Raw genomic sequence first — 3,033 nt, 5'->3', positions numbered from 1 at the left:
AATCAAATAAAATGGGTTAGTGACTACATTAGAAATTCTGAGTGGCAATTTAAAGCCTGGGATTTCAATGAGACGCTTTCAATGGCCAAAGAAGAAGATTTCATTTATATGGACCCCCCTTATATTGGAAGAAATACAAACTATTACAATTCCTGGTCAGACAAAGAAGCATTGGAACTTGTGAAAAAAGTAAGTAGATTAAATTCAGGATTTGCATTATCCATGTGGAAAGAAAATAAATACAGATCAAATAATCATATAAATGAATTCTGGAAAGGACATGATATTAGAATCCATGATCATTTTTATCATGTTGGCTCAACTGAAAATCTCAGAAATAAAATGGTTGAAGCCCTTGTTATAAAGAAAGGATTTACTGCCGAAAATTTTCTTGATAAAAGCTCCATATTTCATCAAAAAAGTATTTTTGACGAGAATTGATTTGTATTTTCATAACCACATTATACATTACCATGAAAAAAACCATTGCCCTACTGACTTTTTTTGCCATTCTCCTCCTTTTATCCTGTCAATCGGAAGGTCCATCTTCTGATCGGGAGGGTCCCGAAAAGATCATCTTCGACACAGATATGGGTTCTGACTGCGACGATGCCGGAGCCCTGGCCCTGTTGCATGCCTATGCGGATATGGACCAGGCTGAAATTCTGGGATGCATTTACAGCTCCGGTAAAGTGCCCTTTGGAGCAGGAATTGTTCAGGCCATTAACATCCAATATGGCAGGGGTGATATTCCGGTAGGTGCAACCCATGAAAATCAGGTTGGCGACTCCATCGATAAGATGGGTGCAGAGAAACTGGCAAAAGATACGGCAGCTTTTCATAACACCATCGTACACAACCGGGATGCTATGGAACAAACCAGACTAAACCGCAAATTGCTGGTCCAGCAGGGAAAAAACAGCGTAACATACATCACAGTCGGTCATACAAAAGGGCTTTATGATCTGCTAACTTCCGAACCAGACGATATTTCTCCCCTGACGGGAGCAGAACTTATAAAAAAGAAGATAAAACGCTGGGTTGCTCTCGGCGCACTTGGAGCCAAAAATAAGGAACAACGCTATACAAAAGACTGGAATTTTTTCTTTAATGGTACAGCGCAATACACCAAATATTTGGTGGAAAACTTCCCGGCACCGGTGTATTATATCGATGCCGGAAACAACGTGATGACCGGGAAATCATTGAAGCATACGCCTCCGGGGAATATTGTCCGCACTGCCTACCGCGACTGGCTTTGGAACAATGGCCGAAAAACCCTCGACGATCAGCGGCCAAGCTGGGATCTGGCTGCAGTGTACTTCGCGGTTAAGGGACCTGGGATTTACCTGAAACATGAAGGAAATGGGCGGCTGGAATTTGATGTCGATAAGGGATGCAGATGGCATGACGAAAATAAAGACAAGGTTAAACAGGCATATATCAGCCAGAGAGAAGGAGTCAGCGAACGGTTTGCTGACTATCTGAATAATCACCTGAATAATCATTAACTTCAACCTCTCTGTTAGTCGAAAGCTCAGACTTTTGCAGGCATCCACATCACAGTATTTTCCGTTCATCAAATAATCAGAAATACTCATAAAAAAAGGATTTGAATTCCGGTTCAGCCAACGTATCTTTAACCACACATTAATAAATACATGTTTATGGTTGAGGAGGCATATATAAACAGGGAACATCCCATTGAAAAAGAACCGGAAGCGAACACTACCACTAACGCGGTACTCTCGCTATATCCCGACGGTAAGGCTGAATGGGTTAATGAAGGTTTTGAGGAAATCTATGAGTATCCTTTTGAGGTCTACTTATCGAGGTTTGGACACGACATATTTTCCCCGGCCAGCAAGGGTTTTCAAATGGCACAGGATAAATTTGAGAAAGGGGAAAAAGGACTGACATTTGAACATGAGATAGAAACTCCATCAGGGATTAAAAAATGGATTCAGACCACCCTAACCCCCACTTACAAAGAAGACGGCAAACTAAACAAAATCTTTGCCGTTGAAACAGATATTACGGAACCCTACATAGAAAAGAAAAAAACAGAGGAATTACTGGCCAATATACTTCCTTTCGAGATTTCCGAACAATTGAAGAAAAAAGGAAAAGCGAAGGCAAAAAAGTATAAGCGGGCCACCGTCATGTTTGCTGATTTCGAAAATTTCACCACGCTTACCAAATCCATGAAGGTAGATGAACTCATTACCGAGCTGAATCGTTATGTCCGCGAATTCGATGAAATCATTGAAAACCATTACCTCGAGAAGATCAAAACCATGGGGGATGCGTATATGTGTGCCGGGGGATTGCCTTTAAAAAATTACAGCAATCCGTTCGATGTAACACTGGCATGCCTGAAAATACAAAAATGTGTAGCAAAATTCAACGAGAAAAAAAGGTCACAGGGTAAACAACCCTGGAAATTACGAATAGGAATCCATACCGGTGAAGTGATGGCAGGGGTAATTGGAAGTAAAAAATTTGCCTATGATATATGGGGTGATACCGTGAATATAGCCAGCAGGATGGAGGAAACAAGTGAGGTAGGAAAGGTCAATGTTTCCAGTGCGACTTATGAATATCTCAGGGATTATTTCGAATTTACCTACAGGGGAAAGATCAGGATAAAAAATACCGCGGAGGATATCGACATGTATTTTGTGAACCGATTAAAGCCTGAATTTTCTGAAGATGAAGAAGGTATCTATCCCAATGGCCCGTTCAGGGAAATACTGGCTCAGTATTAATTAGAGTCTGTCTATAATATCCGCTGGCTGCGTTACGCTCGTTTTTCATGCCAGTCAATTAAATCTGGTAGAGACGTACGGCCGTACGTCTCTACATTTGGCATTCAAAACTCGCAAGCCTTGCCAGCGAACATTCTAGACGAGACTCTTTCAAATCTCTTTGACTTTATAGACAAACAGATACTGTAATCAACCTCTACGGTAAAAAAGGAATAAAGAATAGGGTAAAAATACCTGATTTTGCAATGGCGTATTTTTACCCTAT

General features: G+C 41.0%; 3 protein-coding genes. All 3 read left to right on the top strand.

The genetic code is table 11. The features are described 5' to 3' along the window. Positions 1 to 441, top strand: a 441-nt coding sequence (locus KGY70_19990; GenBank protein ID MBS3777487.1) for a DNA adenine methylase, incomplete at its 5' end; no start/stop codon positions are given. A 32-nt stretch (positions 442 to 473) separates the two neighbouring features. Next, the gene (locus KGY70_19985; protein MBS3777486.1) at positions 474 to 1,511 is read left to right on the top strand and encodes a nucleoside hydrolase; all 1,038 of its coding nucleotides are present in this window, start codon (positions 474 to 476) and stop codon (positions 1,509 to 1,511) included. A 156-nt stretch (positions 1,512 to 1,667) separates the two neighbouring features. Next, positions 1,668 to 2,768 (top strand): PAS domain-containing protein, encoded by a 1,101-nt coding sequence (locus KGY70_19980; GenBank protein MBS3777485.1) that lies wholly within the window; start codon positions 1,668 to 1,670, stop codon positions 2,766 to 2,768. Positions 2,769 to 3,033: the final 265 nt, after the last annotated feature.

The sequence above is a fragment of the Bacteroidales bacterium genome (genome assembly GCA_018334875.1).
Classification (GTDB): Bacteria; Bacteroidota; Bacteroidia; order Bacteroidales; family UBA12077; genus JAGXLC01.
This window is presented reverse-complemented; position numbering and strand designations above follow the sequence as displayed.

What these genes read in the sequence shown, in the direction of transcription:
- KGY70_19985 (MBS3777486.1), top strand. Translation starts at nt 474, where the DNA reads ATGAAAAAAACCATTGCCCTACTGACTTTTTTTGCCATTCTCCTCCTT.
- KGY70_19980 (MBS3777485.1), top strand. Translation starts at nt 1,668, where the DNA reads ATGGTTGAGGAGGCATATATAAACAGGGAACATCCCATTGAAAAAGAA.